This is a genomic window from Variovorax sp. S12S4, assembly GCF_023195515.1.
In the GTDB taxonomy this organism is placed as follows: Bacteria; Pseudomonadota; Gammaproteobacteria; order Burkholderiales; family Burkholderiaceae_C; genus Variovorax.
In genome coordinates, this window is record NZ_JALPKR020000002.1 from 4,216,208 (window position 1) to 4,234,796 (window position 18,589).

Below are 18,589 nucleotides of genomic sequence, written 5' to 3' on the forward strand. Positions count from 1 at the left end.
TTTTGCGTCGCACACATCAAGGAAAATTTCATGAGCAAGAAAGTTGCATATGTCACCGGAGGCATGGGTGGCATCGGAACTGCCATCTGCCAACGCCTCTTCAAGGACGGCTTCACTGTCGTCGCAGGCTGCGGCCCCACGCGCGACCATGCCAAATGGCTGGCCGAGCAAAAAGCCCAGGGCTTCGAGTTCCACGCATCGGTCGGCAATGTCGGCGACTGGCAATCCACGGTGGAGGCGTTTTCCGCTGCCAAGGCGGCGCACGGCCCCATCGACGTGCTCGTCAACAACGCCGGCATTACCCGGGACCGCATGTTCCTGAAGATGACACCGGAAGACTGGAGCGCGGTGATCGAGACCAACCTCAACAGCATGTTCAACGTCACCAAGCAGGTGGTGGGCGACATGGTCGAGAAGGGCTGGGGCCGCATCATCAACATCAGCTCGGTCAATGGCGCCAAGGGCCAGGCGGGGCAGACCAACTACTCGGCGGCCAAGGCCGGCATGCACGGCTTCACGATGGCGCTGGCGCAAGAGCTGGCGAGCAAGGGCGTCACGGTCAACACCGTGAGCCCGGGCTACATCGGCACCGACATGGTGAAAGCCATCCGCCAGGAAGTGCTCGACAAGATCGTGGCCACCATTCCCGTCAAGCGCCTGGGCGAACCCAGCGAAATCGCCTCCATCATTTCGTGGCTTGCCACGGACGAGGGCGGCTATTCCACCGGGGCCGATTTCTCGGTCAACGGCGGGCTTCACATGCACTGAGCATGCTGACCGGAACCTGATCGAAAAACCCGCTTCGGCGGGTTTTTTTGTTTCCAGCGATGTGGCTTCTACGAATGGAAAGCCGCGAGAACAGCCATAAAGTTTCGCACCCCCTGGAGGCACGACATGGCAGACACAACAATCACACCGACCCAGAAACTTCCTCTCTACCGCTCGCTTTATGTTCAGGTGATCACCGCGGTGGTCATCGGCGTGCTGCTCGGGCACTTCTATCCCGCCATCGGCGAAGCCATGAAGCCGCTCGGCGACGGCTTCATCAAGCTCATCAAGATGATCATCGCGCCGATCATCTTCTGCACGGTGGTGGTCGGCATTGCTGGCATGGAAGACATGAAGAAGGTGGGCAAGACCGGCGGCCTGGCGCTGCTCTACTTCGAGATCGTGAGCACCATCGCGCTCGTGGTCGGGCTGCTGCTGGTCAACGTGCTGAAGCCCGGCGCGGGCATGAACATCGACCCGGCCACGCTCGACACCAAGTCGATCGCCGCCTACACCGGCCCCGGCAAGATGACCGGCACGGTCGACTTTCTGCTGAACGTCATTCCCAGCACGGTGGTCGATGCCTTTGCCAAGGGCGAAATCCTGCAGGTGCTGCTCATCGCGGTGCTGTTCGGCTTTGCGCTGCACCGCTTCGGCGGGCGCGGCACGCTGGTGTTCGACGTGATCGAGAAGGGCTCGCACGTGCTCTTCGTGATCGTCGGCTACATCATGAAGCTCGCGCCCATCGGCGCCTTTGGCGCCATGGCGTTCACCATCGGCAAGTACGGCCTGGGCAGCCTGTTCTCGCTCGGCAAGCTGATGGGCACGTTCTACCTGACCTGCCTGCTGTTCATCTTCGTGGTGCTGGGGCTCATTGCGCGCTTCCACGGCTTCAGCATCTGGAAGTTCATCAAGTACATCAAGGAAGAGCTGCTGATCGTGCTGGGCACGTCGTCGTCCGAATCGGTGCTGCCGCGCATGATGGAGAAGATGGAAAACCTGGGCGCGAAGAAGGCCTGCGTGGGCCTGGTGATTCCGACCGGCTATTCGTTCAACCTGGACGGCACTTCCATCTACCTGACGATGGCGGCGGTTTTCATTGCGCAGGCCACCAACACGCCGATGACGCTGACACAGGAGATCACGCTGCTGGCCGTGCTGCTGCTCACTTCCAAGGGCGCAGCGGGCGTGACCGGGAGCGGCTTCATCGTGCTGGCCGCCACGCTGTCGGCCGTGGGCCACGTGCCGGTGGCCGGCCTTGCGCTCATCTTGGGCATCGACCGCTTCATGTCCGAGGCGCGTGCGCTGACCAACCTGATCGGCAATGGCGTGGCCACCATCGTGGTGGCAAAGTGGACCAACGAACTCGACACCGAGCGGCTGAAGGCCGGGCTCAACAATGAAAGCTGGGTCGAGTCGCAGGAGCCTGAAGTGCTCGAAGGTGCGCGCGTCAGCAAAATGGCCGACTGAATGCCCCTGAAGGCCCGACGAAGGGCCGGGTGAAGTAAAGGGCCATGCATCGTTCCTGCAAAATGGAACGATGCCCCACAGCGTTTCCCTCATCAACACCATCGCCGCCGGCCTGGGGCTGGCGCTCGTGTTCGGCTTTCTCGCAGTGCGCCTGCGGTTGCCCGCGCTGGTGGGCTACCTGCTGGCGGGGGTGATCATCGGGCCCTTCACGCCGGGCTTCGTGGCCGATGCGGGCATTGCGGCGCAGCTGGCCGAAATCGGCGTGATGCTGCTGATGTTCGGCGTGGGCCTGCATTTTTCGCTGGACGATCTGCTGGCCGTACGCAAGATCGCCTTGCCCGGAGCGCTGGCGCAGATTGCGGTGGCCACGCTGCTCGGCGGTGCGCTGGCGCTCTGGTGGGACTGGTCCTGGGGCGAGGCGCTGGTCTTTGGGCTGGCGCTGTCGGTGGCAAGCACGGTCGTGCTGCTGCGGGCGCTCGAAAGCCTGGGCATTCTCGATTCGTTCACCGGCCGCATCGCCGTGGGCTGGCTGGTGGTCGAAGACTTGGCGATGGTGCTGGTTCTGGTGCTGATGCCGCCGCTTGCGGGAGCCTTGGGCGGCCATGCCGCCGATGCGGCAGGTTCGGCGGACCCGCTGTGGCAGACGCTCGGCCTCACCCTGCTGCAGGTGGGCGGCTTTGTGGCGCTCATGCTCGTGGTCGGAAGGCGGGCCTTTCCCTGGATTCTCTGGCAGGTTACGCGGACCGGCTCACGCGAGCTCTTCACGCTGTGCGTGATTGCGGCAGCCGTCAGCATCGCTTTCGCATCGGCGGCGCTGTTCGGGGTGTCGTTTGCGCTAGGCGCATTCTTCGCGGGCATGGTCATGCGCGAATCGGAGTTCAGCCACCGTGCCGCGCAAGAATCGCTGCCGCTGCGCGACGCCTTTGCGGTGCTGTTCTTCGTGTCGGTGGGCATGCTGTTCGACCCCTCGGTGCTCATCGAGCGTCCGCTGCAGGTGCTGGCCGTGGTGGGCGTGATCGTGCTGGGCAAGTCGCTTGCCGCCTGCGCGCTGGTGCTGGCTTTCCGCTATCCGCTGGGTACGGCGCTGACGGTGAGCGCGAGCCTCGCGCAGATCGGGGAGTTCTCGTTCATCCTGGCGGGGCTCGGCGTATCGCTTGGTGTGCTGCCAGTCGAGGGCCAGAGCCTCATCCTTGCCGGCGCGCTGATCTCCATTGCCACCAATCCGCTGTGGTTCAGCCTGATCGGGCCGTTGCAGAAGTGGCTGCATGCCCGCCTGCCGGTGGCGCGCGGGCTCGAATCGCGCGACCATCCGTTGGCCGAGCTGCCGACCACCACCGAGGCCAGATACCTCTCCAGGCAGGTGGTGCTGGTGGGCTACGGCCGCGTCGGGCGGCGCATTGCGGCCGAGCTGGAGGCCAACGACATTCCCTATGTGGTGGCCGAGCAGAACCGCGAGCTGGTCGAGAAATTGCGCGAAGCCGGCGTTGCCGCGGTGTGGGGCGATGCGGCCGACCCGGCGGTGCTGATCCAGGCGCACATTGCGCGAGCCCGTGTGCTGGTGGTCGCAACGCCCGACGCCCTGAACGTGCGCCAGATGATGGAAACCGCGCGCACGCTCAACCCCGGAATCGACACTGTCATTCGCAGCCACAACGAAGACGAAGCCGAATTGCTGACCCAGCAGACGGCGGCAACGGTATTTCTTGGCGAACAGGAACTGGCGCAGGCGATGGCGCGCGACGTTGTTCGGCGCGCCGCGGCAGCGGCGTGAACCGCCGGGGGCAAGCGGTTCAGAGGTCTTCGATGACGAGCGTGCGGTAGCGCTGCGCGATCGAATACGGCACGGCGCGCACCACCTCCATCAGGCGGTTCGCTTCCTCTTCGTTCTTCGTCCTGACGAGCAAGGCCGTGTGGCCTTCGCGCGCGAGCTTGGTGTAGGCGCGCACCGTGGCGGCGTCGGTACCCGCCGAAGGCAGCGGGTCGTCGGATTCCTTCACCGTCGGCGTGATCTCCTCGAGCACCGTTTGCGGCGGGATCAGGTAGATCTCATCGCCGCTCACGCCCTTCTCGAGCAACTGATGGCCGATGCGATTGGCGTCTTCCGCGCTCGGAAACATCACCATCGAGTAGCCGCTCGGGTAAAAGGCGCCCCCAATGGTTGCTCGCATGCGGGGTTCTAGGACGAAGTTCTTCATGGTGCTGCCTCCAGGTGATGCAGTTCTTTGCTTTGCCCACCACGCTAGGCCTCCGGCGGCCCGTGCGCTGTAGGCCTGCTCCCTATATTTCCGCAGGTTGGCACGGCAAAGCGTGCGCAATGCCCCGGCAGGCTCCTGTACACTGCGCCTTCTCATGTCTTGCTGCCTTTTCCCCACCGCCGATTGCGCCGCCTCCATGGCCCGCATGATGCCGCCTGCCTTTGCGCGGGCGAATGGGGCATTGGTTGCACGAATGATTACCACCATTACCACCGCGGCCACCTGAGCACGCGCAGGTGGCCGTTTCGGCAGCCACCTGGTGTATCGCTCTTCTCTCCGAATGATTGAAACCCAGCTCTGGCAGCTGGGTTTTTGTTTTTTCATCCGGAGATTTCCATGTACCGCGATCCAGTCCAGTTACTCGAACCCTTGCCCAGCCGCAGCGCGGCTCCCCACGCATTGCGCGTGGGCATGATCGGCATTGGCACAGTCGGCTCGGGCACGTTTCGCGTGCTGGCCCGCAACCAGGCCGAGATTGCCGGCCGCGCCGGGCGGCCGATCGAGGTGGTGATGGTCGCGGCGCGCAACCTGGCGAGGGCCGCCGCCGTCGTGGGCGGGAACGTTCCGCTGACGGACGACCCGCTGCGCGTTGCCACACACCCCGACGTCGACGTGGTGGTCGAAGTGGCCGGCGGTACCGGCCCGGCACGCGACTGGCTGCTGGCCGCCATTGCCCACGGCAAGCATGTGGTCACCGCCAACAAGGCCCTGCTGGCGGTGCACGGCACCGAAATCTTCGCGGCCGCCCGGGAGCATGGCGTGGCCGTGGCCTACGAGGGTGCGGTGGCGGTGAGCATTCCCATCGTCAAGGCGCTGCGCGAAGGGCTCACGGCCAATCGCATCGAATGGGTGGCGGGCATCATCAACGGCACCACCAACTTCATTTTGAGCAAGATGCGCGATGAAGGCCTGGACTTCGGCGCCGCGCTCGCCGAGGCCCAGGCGCTAGGCTACGCGGAAGCTGACCCGGCTTTCGACATCGAGGGCGTCGACGCCGCGCACAAGCTCACGCTGCTGGCCGCCAATGCGTTCGGCACGCCGGTGCGCTTCGATGACGTGCAGATGGAAGGCATCACGGCGCTGCAGCGGGTGGATGTGGCCTGCGCCGAGCAACTGGGCTACCGCATCAAGCTGCTGGGCGTGGCGCGGCGGCGGGAAGAGGGCATGGAGCTGCGCGTCCAGCCCGCGCTGGTGCCGGCCTCGCACCTCATGGCGCATGTGAACGGGTCGATGAACGGCATCATGGTCAAGGGCGACGCGGCCGGCGTGACGATGTACTACGGTGCGGGCGCCGGCTCGGAGCAGACCGCGTCGGCGGTGATTGCCGACCTGGTCGATGTCGCACGCCTGGCGGGCACCAGCGCCGCGCAGCGCGTGCCGCACCTGGGTTTTCATGCGCATGCAATGAACACTCTGCCTGTGGTCTCTCGCGCCGACGTGTGTTCGTCGCACTACCTGCGAGTGCCCGTGCATGCAGCGAGCGGCATCGAGGCGGTGGCAGGCTGGGCTGCTGGCCGGCAACTGCCGGTGCGGCAAGTCGCGCTTGCGGCCGGGCAGGCCGGCACTGCCCCGCAGGTGCTGGTGCTGACCCAACCGGTGCGGCAAGCCGCGATGGACCTGGCCCTGGGCGCACTCCAGGCGCTCCCGGCGGTGGCGGGAGCAATCACGGCGCTGCGGGTGGAGGAACTGGCGTGAAGCGCTTCCTTCTAACTGGGACAGAATGCGCCCGAACGCGGGCGCCTGCACCGCACATGCAATGGGAGCCGCAATGGATGTCTATGGGTTGGATGAGCTTCAAGCCCGCGAGGGAAACCGCGCGTGAAGCGCTGGTTCATGGCTATCGCGCTGGCTTGGGCAGCTCCCGTTTTTGCCCAGCCGGTAGAGCAGGCCAAGCAAGCGGAAGGTGCGTCCTGCGAGGCGGAAGAAGCCGCGCTCGAGCGTGAGATGGACCTTGCGCGCTCCCGGGGCCAGATGCTGCGCCGGCGGCAGCTGGCCGAAACCCTGGCCGCGCTGCGCACGCGTTGCCACGGCTCGGAAACTCAGCAGAGCCGCGCGGCCCGCATCGACAAGCTCGAGCAGGAGATCCGCGCGCTTCGCTCGGAACTCGAACGCGCCGAAGATCAACTGCGCGACCTGAGAAACCAGCGGCCATGACAGGCTGCCCTGCGAGGCGCCAAGCTGCCGGCTAAAGACGCGGCAGCTGCATGCGCACCCGGCGCGCCGCTTCTTCCTCGCGTGCATCGTCCACTTCGCGCATCACATTGCCCAGGTCGACAGGGCCGGTGTCGCGCACGTGCGTGCCGGTCAGCACCGATTCGACGCGCAGCAGGCCGCGCTCATACAGGTGCCAGATCTCGTCGCCATAGTGCGTGCCCAGCAGCTCCGGCGCAAACTGGCCGAAGAAGTTGCGCAGGTTCTCCACGTCGCGCAGCAGCATGCGCCTGGCGTGGTTGTTGCCCGCCGCATCCACCGCCTGCGGCAGGTCGATGACCACCGGGCCGTCGGCCGACAGCAGTACGTTGAATTCCGACAGGTCGCCGTGCACGACCCCCGCGCACAGCATGCGCACCACCTCCTTCAGCAGGCTGCCGTGGTGGCGCACTGCCTCTTCAGGCGTAAAGGCCACATCGTTGAGCCGCGGCGCCGCGTCGCCGTTGGCGTCGGTCACCAGTTCCATCAGCAGCACGCCTTCAAGAAAGTTGTAGGGCACCGGCACGCGCACGCCGGCTGCCGCAAGCCGGTAGAGCGCATCGACCTCGGCGCTTTGCCAGATGGCCTCGGTCACCTGGCGGCCGAAGCGCGTGCCCTTGGCCATGGCACGCGTTTCGCGCGAATTGCGCACGCGGCGGTTCTCGGTGTAGTCGACGGCTTGACGAAAGCTGCGCTTGTCGGCCTCCTTGTAGACCTTGGCGCAACGTGTCTCGTCGCCGCAGCGCACCACGTACACCATGGCTTCCTTGCCGCTCATCAGCTGGCGTACCACCGTGTCGATCAGGCCTTCGTCGACCAGCGACTGCAGTCGTGGCGGTGCTTTCATTGATGTTGCTCCCTCGGGGCCAGCGGGCGGATCGAGAGGAAGGCCCTCAGGCTTTCCGGGCCGATCTGGTAGGCCGCATCATGCCTGTGCGCGGCAAAGCCCAGCCGTCGGTTGATGGCGAGCATGGGAGCATTGACCTCGGCGTTGTGCGTCACGGCCATCATGACGGCGGGATGGCGCTCGCGCACCAGCTGCAGCATGACGGCCTTCACGCCCTTGGCCAGGCCCTTTCCGCGCCAGAGAGGAGCCACGGCTGTGAGCCGCTGGAACATGCGGTCGGGGTACAGCTGGTTCCAGCTGGCGTCGCACACCGCGGCCACTTCGTCGCCGTCGAGCAGCAGCACGAGGAAATGCTCGCCGCCGCGCCGGTCGATTTCGGCATACCAGGCGCGAAAGTCCTCGAGCTCATAGCGCATGGGCGGGCGCTCGAGCTGGCTTGTGGGGGCGTCGTTCAGCAGCGCGGACAGCGGCGCCATCAGCGTCCCAAGGCGCTCGAAGGGCACGCGGCCGGCGTGGATTTCCAAGCGCAACCCGCGGCCCGCTGCGAGCGCATGGGCTCGCCAGCGAGCGAGTTCGGCGTCATCGAGATCGGCGAACACCATGCGGTTCTCGATGCTGCGGTGCTTCTCGGCCGCACCGATGGCCGCGAGAAATGCTTGCCCCTCGGGAAGCGAGGCCTGGATGGTCGCCATTGTCTTGCCGCGCTCTTTCATGGCGGCAAGCAGCGCGCGCATCAGCATGGTGGCAATGCCTTGCCGCCGATGTGACCGAAGCACACCGCCCCACACATCCATGAAGGGCGCATAAGCCTGGTAATCGGGCGTGCCTTCGCGGCGAAAGCTCATGTTGAGGCTGCTGACGATGCTGCCGCGGCCATCCAGCGCAAAAATGCGATGCACGACCTGCAGGGGCGTGTGCTGGCGCACGTTCTGCATGGTGTCTGCATCGCTCGGCCAGGGTTCGCCCGGAAAGTCCTGCTCGTTGCGGAGGCGCCAGTAGGCAAGGGCCTTCCTCCACTCTTCAGCGGATGCCTGCTGGGGATCGAAAACAGAAGTTGCGAAATGCCGCACATTGGCGGCACGGGGTTCAAGCATGGTGAGCCTTGATGATTCTGGAAACGGGCAATCGCGGCCGGCACCTGCATGCCGACGGCGGCGTTTGAATCTCGGGCGGTTTGTCGCTGCGGCAGCAGTGCCGCAATGGTCGAACCGGCTGTGCCCGTTCAGGGCTGGCGCTACGGGAGAAAGCGCGTCAGCAGGCCATTGAAGAATCGACAAACCGGCCGGGAGTGGGGCGTTGAATAGCTGTGTCTTCCATCGCGCACCTCCGGTCTGGTTGTTTGTCGAAGCGTCGAATGTAGCGGCCTTGTTGCGCAATGTGAAGTGACTTGTGGCATCCGCACTGCTGAGCCATACCAGCTTTCGCGCGTCATTTCAAAAGCCGGCGCATTGTTTCCACGTCGCGGTTGCCGGGATTCCATTCGCCAAGGGTTTGTACTTAGATGTGGTCGCAGAATTGATTTCACGGACCTGCGCATCAAGCAAGAACGGTTCGAAGCATCTCCAACCCATTTCAAGCTATTGAACAAAGGAACCTGAATGACCGCCTCCAAGCTTTTTTCCGCCGCTGCATTGGCCCTGGTAACCGCTGCTGGTGCCGCCCATGCCGAAACCTATGAAGGCGTCCATCCCCTGACCTCCGCCGAAAGCCGCGCCGACGTGGCCGCCGGCGCTGTGGTTGCCGCGCGTGTGGGCAATCCCTACGCCACCGGTGCCGATTCGGGACCAACCTCTGCGCCGGTCGCCATGAACAGCCGCGAAGCCGTACGCGCCGAAGCGGTGGCCACGGTTCGCAACGCCGATCCGTACGCCGAAGGCGCCTCGTCGGGTGTCGCCCCGATGGTGGCGGGCGCGGTAGACCGTGCAACGGTGCGTGCCCAAGCCTATGCTGCCGCGCGCGGCGACGCCTTGCCGCTGTAATTGCCTGGCAGCCGCACACCTCGTCTGCAAGGACGATGCACCGAAGGCCGGTCCTGCGAAAGCAGGCCGGCTTTTTCTTTGGGCACGCCAGCGGCGCAATGCTGAGCTAAGGTAGCCGGTCGGCTCAAGCCAGGATCTTGAAAATGAACAACAGGGGCAAGCTCGCCGTATTCCTTCTCGCATGCGCAATGAGCCTGGCTGCCCAAGCACAGGAGTGGCCGGCAAAGCCTGTGCGCGTGATCGTTCCCGCGCCGCCGGGCAGCTCGCTCGACCTGATCGCGCGCACGTTGGCCGACCGGCTGCGAACAATGTGGAAGCAGCCCGTCGTGATCGAAACCAAACCCGGCGCGGGCGGCCTGATCGGCATGGACGCGGTGGCGAAGGCGCCGCATGACGGGTACACGCTGGGCATCGGCTTCAACGGGCCGATTGCCTTCGGCCCCTACATGTACAGCCGCATGCCGTATGCACCCGCGCGCGACCTGGTACCCATCGTGCTCGCGACCTCGCAGCCCAACGTGCTGGCAGTGCAGGCCGGCAATCCCGCGAACACATTGCCGAAGTTCGTGGCGTGGGCGAAGAAGCAGGGCAACGGGTTCAGCTATGCGTCGGTGGGAGCGGGGAGTTCATCCCATCTCACGATGGAGCTGTTTCGCAGCACTGCGGGCATAGAGGCCGTGCATGTGCCTTACGCGGGCTCGCCGCCGGCCGGGCTTTCGGTGGCGGCGGGCGATACGCAAGCGCTGTTCACCGTGGCGCCGGCGCTGCTGCCGCTCATCCAGGGCAAGCGCATCAAGCTGCTGGCGATCACCAGCGCAAAGCGCTCCGAGCTCATGAAAGACCTGCCCACGGTCGCGGAGTCCGGTTACCCCGGTTTCGAGGCGCTGGCCTGGAACGGCCTGTTCACCGCAAGCGGCACGCCGCCAGAGGTGGTGCGCCGCATCAATGCCGACGTGAACACCGTACTGCAGGAGCCGGCCGTGCGGGAGTTGCTGGCTGGTCAGGGGCTTGTGACGGGAGGCGGCTCGCCTGAAGAATTCAGGTCCTTCATCGACAGCGAGGGACGCAAGTGGGGGCCACCATCGGCAAGGTCGGCATCCGGCTCGAGCAATGATCCGGATTTTGGATCAATCGATTTGAATTTTCGATTTTACGGATGAAGGCGAGCTGCCTAAAGTCCGCCTCGATGAACGCCATTGCCTCGCCCCCACTGCTGATCGGCTGCGCTGCCGGCTTTTCCGGCGACCGCACCGACGCGGCCGGGCCGGTGGTCGATACGCTGATCGCCCGGCTGCAAGGCGGCCCGACGGAGCAACGCGCTTTCCTGATCTTTGAGACGCTGGCCGAGCGCACGCTCGCGCTCGCCCAACTGCGCCGACGCGACAACCCCGACGCCGGCTACGAACCCTTGCTCGATGCCATGCTGCGGCCCGTGCTGGCGCGTTGCCTCGTGCACGGCATTCGCATCGTAAGCAACTTTGGCGCGGCCAACCCGCGCGCTGCGGCCCGCCACATCGCCCGCATGGCGCGCGAGCTCGGGGCCGCTGCGCCGCGCATCGCGGTGGTGGAAGGTGACGATCTCTCCGGCCCCTCGAATCTTGCGCTGTTGCACGAAGCGCTTGGCGCGCAGATGGACGGCCTGCGCATCGTCAGTGCCAACGCCTACATCGGCGCCGAGCCGATTGCCGAAGCGCTCGACGCGGGCGCGCAGATCGTGGTGTGCGGCCGCGTGGCCGACCCGTCGCTCACGGTAGGCCCGGCCATGTCGCACTTCGGCTGGCGCGCCGACGATTGGCACCGGCTGGGCCGAGCCACCATGGCCGGCCACTTGCTCGAATGCGGCGCGCAGGTCTGCGGCGGCTACTTTGCCGACCCCGGTTACAAGGATGTGCCAGGCCTCGAAGAAGTGGGTTTCCCGATTGCGGAGATCGATGCCGACGGTCACTGCACCATCGGCAAAGCCGACCGCACCGGCGGCCTCGTGAGTGAGGCCACGGTGAAGGAGCAGCTGCTGTATGAGGTGCATGACCCGAGCGCCTACCTCACGCCCGACGTGGTGGCCGACATTGCCGAAGCCGAGGTAATGCAGCTGCCGGGCGCGGCGAATCGCGTGGCGTTGTCGGGCGTGCGCGGCCATGCGCGGCCGAGCCACTACAAGGTGAATGTGTGCCACGAAGGCGGCTGGCTGGCCGAGGGCGAAATTTCCTATGCGGGCCCGCGCGCCGAGGCGCGTGCGCGGCTCGCGGCAGACGTGCTGCGCAAGCGGCTAGGCAGCCTTGCGCTGCGCGTGGACCTGATCGGTGCACTGAGCATTCTTGGCGACGACGCCGGCCGCATGCTGGCCGATACGCCCGACACCGGCCTGCGCGACGTGCGCCTGCGCGTTGCGGCCTCGCATACCGACCGTGCGCAGGCCGAGCGCCTCACGCGCGAAGTCATGGCGCTCTATACCTGCGGGCCTGCGGGCGGCGGCGGTGTGCGCACCGCGCTCACGCCGCGGCTCAATACCTTGTCGTGCCTGCTGCCGCGCGAAGCGGTGCCGGTGAGCTTCGAACTGCTTGGCGCGGAGGCCCTGGCATGAACACGCCGACAGACTTCATCGAAGTGCCGCTCTACCGTGCCGCCCATGGCCGCACCGGCGACAAGGGCGATCGCTCCAACATCAGCGTGATCGCCTGGCATCCGGACCTTTACCCGCTGCTGGCCGAGCAGCTCACGCCTGAACGCGTGGCCGCGCAGTTTCGCCACCGCGAGCCCTCGCGGGTGCAGCGCTTTTTGCTGCCCAGGCTGCATGCGATGAACTTCGTGCTCGATGCGGTGCTCGACGGCGGCGTCAACGATGCGCTGAACCTCGATGCGCACGGCAAGGCGCTCTCGTTCCTGTTGCTGGACATGCCCATTCGCGTGCCGCGCCCGCTTGTGCCGCTGCTGGCGGGGCCATAGCGGCAATCCGATTTCTTTTTCCCACCCATCCATCCGGAGACAAAACAATGAAACGACGTTCCCTTACCCTTTCGGCCGCCGCTCTGGCCCTGGCGCCGCTGCTTGGCCATGCGCAGCAGGCCTTTCCGGACAAGCCCATCACCTTCGTGGTGCCCTTTGCGGCCGGTACCGCCACGGACCAGATCGCACGCGCGCTGGGCAACAGCATCACGGCGGAAACCAAGCAGCCCGTGGTCATCGACAACAGGGCCGGCGCCAGCGGCTTCATCGCCTCGCAGCAGGTCGCCAAGGCCGCGGCGGACGGCTACACCGTGCTGATCACCACCAACACCACGCATGCGGCCAACGAGCACCTGTTCAAGAAGCTGCCGTACGACCCGGTGAAAGACTTTTCGCCCATTACCGCGCTGGGCAAGGGCGGGCAGATCATGGTGGTGAACCCCTCGTTCCCGGCCAAGAGCGTGGCCGAGTTCGTGGCGCTCGCGAAGAAGGAGCCGGGCAAGTACAGCTTTGGCAGCGGCAGCTCGTCCAGCCGCATGGCCGGCGAACTGCTGCAGCAGATGGCCGACATCAAGCTGCTTCACGTGCCCTACAAGAGCAACACGCTGGCAGTGACCGACCTGCTGGGCGGGCAGATCCACATGATGATCACCGACGCGGCCACCGGCCTGCCGCAGGTGAAAGGCGGCAAGCTGCGCGCGCTGGGGGTGTCGAGCGCGGCGCGCTCACCGTTGGCACCCGATGTGCCCACCATTTCCGAAGCCGGCGTGAAGGGCTATGAAATGGGCTACTGGTTCGCGGCCTATGCACCCGCGAAGACGCCGCCGGCCGTGGTCAAGCGCCTCAACGAACTGCTGGTGAAGGCCGCGAAGAGCGAGTCTGCTAAGACCGCGTTCTACGAACCGACGGGCACCGAAGTGTTCACTACCTCGGCTGAAGAGCTCGCCAAGTTCCAGACGGCGGAGTCGCAGAAATGGGGCCGCATCGTGAAGGCCGCTGGCATCGAAGCCGAGTAACCGGGAAAGGCGGCGGCCGCTGCTAGCGCACGTTCGCGCCCTTCTTCGGAGCAGTGTGCGCCGCAAAGCCTGATTCACCCGGCGCGATCTCGTCGCGCAGCGTGAGCGCCGGAATGTCGTAGTCGCCGAAGTTCTGCGGACGGAACGGAATCGGGTCCGTCGTCCACAGCGTGTTGAGGCGGTGGCCGAGTTCTTCGGTGATTCTTGCGTAGGCGCCTGCATCCACCTTGCCGGTGCGGTAGACCACGTAGGGCGGCAGCACCTCGAAGCCGGGGTAGTAGAGCACCCCGTGGTGAATGGGAAACAGCAGGTCGTCCATTGGTCCGTTGATGCCTCTGGCGCTGTAGTGCGAAGCCCAGCCACCGGTGCTGACCACCAGCATGGCTCGCTTGCCGCTCATCACGCCTTGGCCGAAGCGGTCGCCCCAGTGCGAGTCGGAGTGCTCGCCAACGCCGTAGGCAAAGCCGTAGGCATAGACGCGGTCGATCCAGCCCTTGAGGATGGCCGGCATCGTGTACCACCACAGTGGAAACTGGAAGATCACCGCGTCGGCCCACAGCAGCTTGGCCTGCTCGGCCGCGACCTCGTCGCGCTGGGTGCCGGCCTCGAATGCGCGCAACGAGTCGGTCACCGGGTCGAAGTGCGCGCCGGGCTCGATGTGCGGGAAGTCGTCCGCGTCGAGCGTGGCCTTCCATCGCATGGCGTAAAGGTCGGACACGCGCACTTCGTGTCCGGATTGCACGAGGCGCTCCACCATGAACTGCTTGAGCGATCCGTTGAGGGAGCGGGGCTCGGGGTGGGCATGAACAAGAAGAATTTTCACGGCTGCATGTTGCGTTGAATGACGATGCATGCAGGTTAGGTACAGCCGAGCTATATTGGAAATGAATATTCAAAATTCCAGGAATAGCGTTGAACAATTTCAATCGGCTCGACCTCAACCTTCTGCTCACGCTCGATGTGCTGCTGGCAGAGCGCAGCGTCACCCGCGCAGCCGAGCGCCTTAACCTTTCGCAGCCCTCGGTAAGCGTGCAGCTCGCCAAGCTGCGCGAGGTGTTCGGCGACCCGCTGCTGGTGCCCGCGCAACGCGGCATGCGGCCGACCGCCCGCGCCGATGAATTGCGCGAGCCGCTGCGTGCAGCGCTGGAGTCGCTGGGCCGCGCCGTGGCGCCTACCGGACCTTTCGACCCCGCCGAGGCCACCACCACCTGGCGCGTGGCCGCAGCCGACTATGCCGAGTCGGCGATTCTTCTGCCTACGCTTGCCGGGCTGCGCGCGGCAGCGCCGAACACCCGCCTGGCCGTGGTGGAGGCGGTGCCTTCGCGCATGCCCCGGCAGCTGGAGCAGGGAGAGATCGACCTGTTCTTTCATACCAGCGTGGGTGCGCCCCCGGGCTGCACCGGCGGGTGCTGTTCCACGAGCGCTATGTGCTTGCCGGGCGCACAGGCCATCCGCGCCTGAAGCGCCGGCCCACACTGGCGCAGTTCTGCGCGCTGGAGCACGTGGTGGTGTCGCAGGGCGGCGGCGGCTTTATCGGGCCCACGGACGAGGCGCTCGCGAAGAAAGGGCTCGAGCGCCGCGTGGCATTGTCGGTGCCGCACTTCCTTTTCATGATGTCGGTGCTGGCCAGTACCGACATGGTCGCGATGCTGCCCGAGCGGCTGGCGCGCGGCGCGCCGGGGCTTCGCGTGGTCGATGCGCCGCTGGAGGTGCCGGGCTACGAAATGGCCATGCTGTGGCATGAGCGACGGCACCGCGACCCGGCGCACCGATGGCTGCGGGAGCGGATTGCCGAAAGCCTGTGAACGGCAACCGCTTGCAGAAAAACTACTTTCGCAGAATTTTCTCCATTGCCTTGCCTTTGGCGAGCTCATCGATCAGCTTGTCCAGATGCCTGACCTTCTGCATCAGCGGATCGTCGATGTCTTCCACGCGAACCCCGCAGACCACGCCCTTGATGAGCGAGCTGTTCGGATGAATGGCCGGAGCTTGGGCGAAGAAGGTCTCGAAGTTGTTCGCCTGTTCGATTTGCCGCTGCAGCCCGGGCATGTCATAGCCCGTCAGCCAGCAAATGATCTGATCGACTTCTTCCTTCGTCCGTCCTTTGCGTTCGGCCTTTTGAACGTACAAGGGATAGACCTTCGCAAAGGCCATCGTGGAGAACGACTGCCGGGCTGCCATCGTTTGTCTCAACCCGCAATCTCGGGCTCGACCAGCTGAGCCAGTGCAACCAGCGATTCCTGCCAGCCCAGGTAGCACATCTCGGCAGGAATCACGTCGGGAATGCCTTCCTGCACGATGGAGATTTCGGTGCCGCAAGACACACGCGTCAGCGTGACGCTGGTCTTCATGGTGCCCGGCAGGTTGGGGTCATCGAAGGCCGCATCGTAGGCAATGCGCTCGCCGGGTACGAGCTCGAGGTATTTGCCGCCGAACGAGTGGCTGTGGCCGGTGCCAAAGTTGGTGAACGACATGCGCCAGGCGCCGCCGACCACCGGCTCCATGCTGTGGACCTTGCCGGTAAAACCGAAGGGTGGCAGCCAGCGCTCGAAGGCGGCGGGCTCGGTAAAGGCGCGGTAGAGCCGGTCCGGCGGAGTGCGCAGTACGCGGTGCAGGCGAATGGTGTTGGTAGCCATGGATGTGTTCTCCTGAAGTGCAGAGGACGACCCTCTACTGGCACGACGAACGAGCCGCCGGGAAATCGACACGACGCTCTGTTTTTTAGACCCGACCGGCGGCCGGCCGATAGTACCGATTCGAGCCCGCGTTGTGCCGGTCAGATCACAGGCACGCTGGTTTCCTTCAGCACGCGCAGCACGAAGTGCGACTTGCTGTGGCGTATGCCCGGAATCTTGTAGAGCTTTTCGCGCAGCAGCCGCTCGTAGTCGCGGGTGTCGCGCACCGCGATGCGGATGTAGTAGTCGTAGTCGCCCGAGACCAGGTAGGCCTCCTGGATCTCGGGGATGGTGGCGAGCGTGCGGCCGAAGTCGTACAGGGTTTCGTCGGTATGGCTTTCGAGTGTGACCTGCACGATGACCGAGTCGTGATAGCCGAGCTTGGCCGGGTCGACGTCGATGGTGTAGCGCTTGATCACGCCAGTGGCTTCGAGCTTCTTGATGCGCGTCCAGCAGCTGGTGGGCGACAGGCCGACCTCGTTGCCGATTTCCTGCAGTGTCTTGCGGGAGTCGAGCAGCAACACGCGCAGGATCGCCAAATCGGTCTTGTCGAAAGATCCTTCTTCGTTATTGCCGGTTTGACGATTGGTTTTCATGAATTAAGCCGAATGAGCCAAAAGAAAGATGCAAATTCTGCATCAAAGCCGGAAGAATCGACGGCATGCGACTGCTCGACCTTCCTTCCGCTTCTTCTCCACCCCTGCCGCCCGGCCCGGTTCCCCGCGTTCGCAACGGCGCCGAGGCCCTGCTCGACACGCTGGTCGAATGCGGCGTCGACACGCTTTTTGGCTACCCCGGCGGCGCTGCGCTGCCGCTCTATGACGCGCTTCATGGCGAGCCGCGGCTGCGCCATGTGCTGGTGCGGCACGAGCAGGCGGCGGTGCATGCGGCTGAAGGCTATGCGCGCACCACGGGGCGGGTGGGCGTGGTGCTCGTCACTTCGGGGCCCGGCGTGAGCAACACCATCAGCGGCTTGCTCGACGCCATCAGCGATTCGGTTCCGCTGCTGTGCATCAGCGGCCAGGTGGCAACCGGGGTGATCGGCACGCAGGCTTTCCAGGAGAGCGATGCGCTCGGTATGTCGCGCCCGGTGACCAAGTGGAACCAGCAGGTGCGCGAGCCTGACGAGGTGCCGGCGCTGGTGCGGCGTGCACTAGAAATCGCCGCATCGGGGCGGCCCGGGCCGGTGTTGCTCGACGTACCCAAGGACGTTCAGCTTGCGCGGCTGGGCCATGGCGCCGCACCCCGGCCGATGCGCGCATTGCGCACAGGGAGGGCGGCGCTGCCCCCACGCGCCATGCTGCAGCGCGCGGCCGACCTGATTTCAACGGCGCGCCGGCCGGTGCTCTATGGCGGCGGCGGGTTGATCAACTCGGGCCCTGCCGCGTGCGAGGCCTTTGCACAGCTGGTGCACCGGCTGCACGCGCCTTGCACACTCACGCTCATGGGGCTCGGCGCCTTTCCTGCGTCGGACCCCAAGTTCATCGGCATGCTGGGCATGCACGGCACGCTTGAGGCCAATCTTGCAATGCATGAGGCCGACCTGGTGGTGTGCGTAGGTGCGCGCTTCGACGACCGCGTGACCGGCAAGCTCGATGAGTTCTGCCCGCAGGCGCGCAAGATCCATATCGACATCGACCCGGGCAGCATCAACAAGGTGGTGAAGGTCGACGTGCCGATGGTGGGCGATTGCGGCGCCATCGTCGATGCCCTGCTTTCAATGCAGCCCGCCGAAAGCTTTGCGCCGGAGCGGCTCGCGCCCTGGTGGCAGCGCATCGAGCGCTGGCGTGCGGAAGATTGCCTCGGCTTCGAGCCGCGAAGCGATGCAATCTTGCCTCAGCAACTGATGGCGTCGCTGCAGCAGGCCATCGACGGGCGAGACGCGATCGTGTCGACCGACGTGGGCCAGCACCAGATGTGGGCTGCGCAATATCTGCGCTTCGAGCGGCCGCGCCGCTGGCTTACCTCGGGCGGTGCCGGCACCATGGGCTACGGACTGCCGGCGGCCATTGGCGCGCAGGTGGCGCACCCGGAGGCGCTGGTCGTGTGCGTGAGCGGAGATGCCTCGGTGCTCATGAACATCCAGGAGCTTTCAACCGCCGTGCAGCACCGCACGCCGGTAAAGCTGGTGCTGTGCAACAACGGCTACATGGGCATGGTGCGCCAGTGGCAGGAGCTCAACCACGGCAACCGGCTGAGCCACAGCTGGAACGAGGCGCTGCCCGATTTCGTGGCGCTGGCCAAGGCCTTCGGTTGGGGCGCACGGCGGGTGTCGGACCCTGCCGAGCTCCAGGCCGCGCTGAATGAATGCCTTGAGAGCGACGGTCCATTCTTTCTCGACGTGCAGGTCGCGCCGCAGGAGAACTGCTTTCCGATGATGCCTTCGGGGCACGGGCATCACCGCGTCATGCTTGGGAAAGACCGCTGGTTCGAGGAGCGCTGAGCG

18 protein-coding genes and 1 pseudogene are annotated in these 18,589 nt (G+C 65.4%); 12 read left to right on the top strand and 7 right to left on the bottom strand.

Annotated elements, in window-relative coordinates:
- The first annotated feature begins 30 nt into the window (after positions 1 to 30).
- From phbB to ybaL, 3 genes are all read left to right on the top strand, one after another.
- A complete protein-coding gene (gene phbB / locus M0765_RS20765; RefSeq protein ID WP_126747179.1) occupies positions 31 to 768 on the top strand; it encodes an acetoacetyl-CoA reductase in 738 nt (245 codons plus the stop codon).
- 126 nt (positions 769 to 894) lie between these two features.
- Positions 895 to 2,238 carry a dicarboxylate/amino acid:cation symporter gene (locus M0765_RS20770; RefSeq protein ID WP_258505691.1) on the top strand — a complete coding sequence of 448 codons (1,344 nt, stop codon included), beginning with the start codon at positions 895 to 897 and terminating at the stop codon, positions 2,236 to 2,238.
- A gap of 70 nt (positions 2,239 to 2,308) precedes the next feature.
- A complete protein-coding gene (gene ybaL, locus M0765_RS20775) occupies positions 2,309 to 4,009 on the top strand; it encodes a YbaL family putative K(+) efflux transporter (protein WP_258505693.1) in 1,701 nt (566 codons plus the stop codon).
- A gap of 19 nt (positions 4,010 to 4,028) precedes the next feature.
- Here ybaL and M0765_RS20780 read toward each other — a convergent pair whose 3' ends face one another.
- Positions 4,029 to 4,433, bottom strand: coding sequence for a hypothetical protein (locus M0765_RS20780; protein WP_258505694.1), 405 nt, complete (start codon positions 4,431 to 4,433; stop codon positions 4,029 to 4,031).
- Between the two features lie 396 nt (positions 4,434 to 4,829).
- Between M0765_RS20780 and M0765_RS20785 the strand changes: the two genes are divergently transcribed.
- On the top strand, positions 4,830 to 6,188 hold the full coding sequence (locus M0765_RS20785) for a homoserine dehydrogenase (RefSeq protein WP_258505695.1): 1,359 nt from the start codon (positions 4,830 to 4,832) through the stop codon (positions 6,186 to 6,188).
- A gap of 123 nt (positions 6,189 to 6,311) precedes the next feature.
- Positions 6,312 to 6,647 (top strand): DUF1090 family protein, encoded by a 336-nt coding sequence (locus M0765_RS20790; RefSeq protein ID WP_258505696.1) that lies wholly within the window; start codon positions 6,312 to 6,314, stop codon positions 6,645 to 6,647.
- Positions 6,648 to 6,678: 31 nt separating this feature from the next.
- On the opposite strand, the gene M0765_RS20795 is transcribed toward M0765_RS20790, so the two are convergent.
- Positions 6,679 to 7,530, bottom strand: a complete 852-nt coding sequence (locus M0765_RS20795; RefSeq protein WP_258505697.1) for a PA4780 family RIO1-like protein kinase — start codon at positions 7,528 to 7,530, stop codon at positions 6,679 to 6,681.
- Complete coding sequence (locus M0765_RS20800) at positions 7,527 to 8,624, bottom strand: GNAT family N-acetyltransferase (protein WP_258505698.1); 1,098 nt, start codon at positions 8,622 to 8,624, stop codon at positions 7,527 to 7,529. The genes M0765_RS20795 and M0765_RS20800 overlap by 4 nt, the downstream gene beginning before the upstream one ends.
- A 504-nt stretch (positions 8,625 to 9,128) precedes the next feature.
- On the opposite strand from M0765_RS20800, the gene M0765_RS20805 reads away from it, so the two are divergent.
- The 5 genes from M0765_RS20805 (at position 9,129) to M0765_RS20825 (ending at position 13,468) form a co-directional block, all read left to right on the top strand.
- Entirely contained in the window at positions 9,129 to 9,509 is a 381-nt protein-coding gene (locus tag M0765_RS20805; protein ID WP_258505699.1) for a helicase SNF2, read from the top strand.
- Positions 9,510 to 9,652: 143 nt separating this feature from the next.
- Positions 9,653 to 10,669 carry a Bug family tripartite tricarboxylate transporter substrate binding protein gene (locus tag M0765_RS20810; RefSeq protein ID WP_258505700.1) on the top strand — a complete coding sequence of 339 codons (1,017 nt, stop codon included), beginning with the start codon at positions 9,653 to 9,655 and terminating at the stop codon, positions 10,667 to 10,669.
- Between the two features lie 26 nt (positions 10,670 to 10,695).
- Positions 10,696 to 12,090 (top strand): acyclic terpene utilization AtuA family protein, encoded by a 1,395-nt coding sequence (locus M0765_RS20815; protein WP_258505701.1) that lies wholly within the window; start codon positions 10,696 to 10,698, stop codon positions 12,088 to 12,090.
- Positions 12,087 to 12,452 (top strand): AtuA-related protein, encoded by a 366-nt coding sequence (locus M0765_RS20820; protein ID WP_258505702.1) that lies wholly within the window; start codon positions 12,087 to 12,089, stop codon positions 12,450 to 12,452. Before M0765_RS20815 ends, M0765_RS20820 begins: the two co-directional genes overlap by 4 nt.
- A 47-nt stretch (positions 12,453 to 12,499) precedes the next feature.
- The gene (locus M0765_RS20825) at positions 12,500 to 13,468 is read left to right on the top strand and encodes a Bug family tripartite tricarboxylate transporter substrate binding protein (protein ID WP_258505703.1); all 969 of its coding nucleotides are present in this window, start codon (positions 12,500 to 12,502) and stop codon (positions 13,466 to 13,468) included.
- Between the two features lie 22 nt (positions 13,469 to 13,490).
- On the opposite strand, the gene M0765_RS20830 is transcribed toward M0765_RS20825, so the two are convergent.
- Positions 13,491 to 14,291, bottom strand: a complete 801-nt coding sequence (locus tag M0765_RS20830; RefSeq protein ID WP_258505704.1) for an NAD(P)H-dependent oxidoreductase — start codon at positions 14,289 to 14,291, stop codon at positions 13,491 to 13,493.
- Positions 14,292 to 14,380: 89 nt separating this feature from the next.
- On the opposite strand from M0765_RS20830, the pseudogene M0765_RS20835 reads away from it, so the two are divergent.
- Positions 14,381 to 15,273, top strand: a pseudogene (locus M0765_RS20835) (LysR family transcriptional regulator).
- 22 nt (positions 15,274 to 15,295) lie between these two features.
- Here the strand turns inward: M0765_RS20835 and M0765_RS20840 are convergent.
- The 3 genes from M0765_RS20840 to M0765_RS20850 all read right to left on the bottom strand — a co-directional run bounded on the left by M0765_RS20840 (position 15,296) and on the right by M0765_RS20850 (position 16,739).
- Positions 15,296 to 15,649: a DUF2200 domain-containing protein gene (locus tag M0765_RS20840; protein ID WP_258505705.1), complete on the bottom strand. Its 354-nt coding sequence runs from the start codon at positions 15,647 to 15,649 to the stop codon at positions 15,296 to 15,298.
- Between the two features lie 8 nt (positions 15,650 to 15,657).
- Positions 15,658 to 16,104, bottom strand: a complete 447-nt coding sequence (locus M0765_RS20845) for an SRPBCC family protein (protein WP_258505706.1) — start codon at positions 16,102 to 16,104, stop codon at positions 15,658 to 15,660.
- A gap of 140 nt (positions 16,105 to 16,244) precedes the next feature.
- Positions 16,245 to 16,739: an Lrp/AsnC family transcriptional regulator gene (locus M0765_RS20850; protein WP_258505707.1), complete on the bottom strand. Its 495-nt coding sequence runs from the start codon at positions 16,737 to 16,739 to the stop codon at positions 16,245 to 16,247.
- Positions 16,740 to 16,804: 65 nt separating this feature from the next.
- On the opposite strand from M0765_RS20850, the gene ilvB reads away from it, so the two are divergent.
- Positions 16,805 to 18,586 (top strand): biosynthetic-type acetolactate synthase large subunit, encoded by a 1,782-nt coding sequence (ilvB, locus tag M0765_RS20855; RefSeq protein WP_258505708.1) that lies wholly within the window; start codon positions 16,805 to 16,807, stop codon positions 18,584 to 18,586.
- The last annotated feature ends 3 nt before the right edge of the window (positions 18,587 to 18,589 follow it).

Bases quoted from the DNA above. Each gene is read 5' to 3' on its own strand.
- phbB (WP_126747179.1), top strand. From the start codon at position 31: ATGAGCAAGAAAGTTGCATATGTCACCGGAGGCATGGGTGGCATCGGA.
- M0765_RS20770 (WP_258505691.1), top strand. From the start codon at position 895: ATGGCAGACACAACAATCACACCGACCCAGAAACTTCCTCTCTACCGC.
- ybaL (WP_258505693.1), top strand. From the start codon at position 2,309: ATGCCCCACAGCGTTTCCCTCATCAACACCATCGCCGCCGGCCTGGGG.
- M0765_RS20780 (WP_258505694.1), bottom strand. From the start codon at position 4,433: ATGAAGAACTTCGTCCTAGAACCCCGCATGCGAGCAACCATTGGGGGC.
- M0765_RS20785 (WP_258505695.1), top strand. From the start codon at position 4,830: ATGTACCGCGATCCAGTCCAGTTACTCGAACCCTTGCCCAGCCGCAGC.
- M0765_RS20795 (WP_258505697.1), bottom strand. From the start codon at position 7,530: ATGAAAGCACCGCCACGACTGCAGTCGCTGGTCGACGAAGGCCTGATC.
- M0765_RS20800 (WP_258505698.1), bottom strand. From the start codon at position 8,624: ATGCTTGAACCCCGTGCCGCCAATGTGCGGCATTTCGCAACTTCTGTT.
- M0765_RS20805 (WP_258505699.1), top strand. From the start codon at position 9,129: ATGACCGCCTCCAAGCTTTTTTCCGCCGCTGCATTGGCCCTGGTAACC.
- M0765_RS20810 (WP_258505700.1), top strand. From the start codon at position 9,653: ATGAACAACAGGGGCAAGCTCGCCGTATTCCTTCTCGCATGCGCAATG.
- M0765_RS20815 (WP_258505701.1), top strand. From the start codon at position 10,696: ATGAACGCCATTGCCTCGCCCCCACTGCTGATCGGCTGCGCTGCCGGC.
- M0765_RS20820 (WP_258505702.1), top strand. From the start codon at position 12,087: ATGAACACGCCGACAGACTTCATCGAAGTGCCGCTCTACCGTGCCGCC.
- M0765_RS20825 (WP_258505703.1), top strand. From the start codon at position 12,500: ATGAAACGACGTTCCCTTACCCTTTCGGCCGCCGCTCTGGCCCTGGCG.
- M0765_RS20840 (WP_258505705.1), bottom strand. From the start codon at position 15,649: ATGGCAGCCCGGCAGTCGTTCTCCACGATGGCCTTTGCGAAGGTCTAT.
- M0765_RS20845 (WP_258505706.1), bottom strand. From the start codon at position 16,104: ATGGCTACCAACACCATTCGCCTGCACCGCGTACTGCGCACTCCGCCG.
- M0765_RS20850 (WP_258505707.1), bottom strand. From the start codon at position 16,739: ATGAAAACCAATCGTCAAACCGGCAATAACGAAGAAGGATCTTTCGAC.
- ilvB (WP_258505708.1), top strand. From the start codon at position 16,805: ATGCGACTGCTCGACCTTCCTTCCGCTTCTTCTCCACCCCTGCCGCCC.